The sequence below is a fragment of the Lysinibacillus sp. GbtcB16 genome (assembly GCF_019091145.1).
Classification (GTDB): domain Bacteria; phylum Bacillota; class Bacilli; order Bacillales_A; family Planococcaceae; genus Lysinibacillus; species Lysinibacillus fusiformis.
This window is the reverse complement of record NZ_JAGXJV010000119.1, coordinates 1-495: the sequence shown is the minus strand read 5'-3', so window position 1 is coordinate 495 and position 495 is coordinate 1. Positions and strand designations below refer to the sequence as shown.

General features: G+C 29.3%; 1 protein-coding gene. It reads left to right on the top strand.

Features of this window, described 5'->3' with window-relative positions; translation table 11 throughout:
- Positions 1-30: 30 nt before the first annotated feature.
- Positions 31-384, top strand: a complete 354-nt coding sequence (locus KVT27_RS23635) for a winged helix-turn-helix transcriptional regulator (RefSeq protein ID WP_000917567.1) — start codon at positions 31-33, stop codon at positions 382-384.
- Positions 385-495: the final 111 nt, after the last annotated feature.

The following is a 495-nucleotide window of genomic DNA, read 5'->3' as shown; positions in this document are numbered from 1 at the left end:
TTTATATATAGTATCAGGAGGGAATAATGTATGCTTAAACAAGAAGAAGAAAAATTGTCTAAATGCCCTATAGAAAAAACAATGCTGGTAATTGGTGGGAAGTGGACATTTGTTATTCTTAGAGACCTTTTTTCGGGACCAAAACGGTTTGGTGAATTAGAAAAATCCTTAAAAGGAATCAGCCCTAGAACACTATCCATGAGACTAAAAGAATTAGAAAATGAAAAAATTATTCAACGTGTAATTTACTCTAATATCCCACCTCATGTAGAATATTCCTTAACTGATAAAGGACAAACTCTACAGCCTATTTTTAACGAAATGAAGATATGGGGAAATACATGGGATGTATTAGGACTTAAGAAAGAGCAATGCAGAAAATAAATAGTTTGTATGGCTGATTTTAATATTAAAAGTGTAAAGCATGTTCATATAAAAACGAATATTATAGAGTATAATTTAAATTCTTATATTGAACTATAAAAATATGAATAC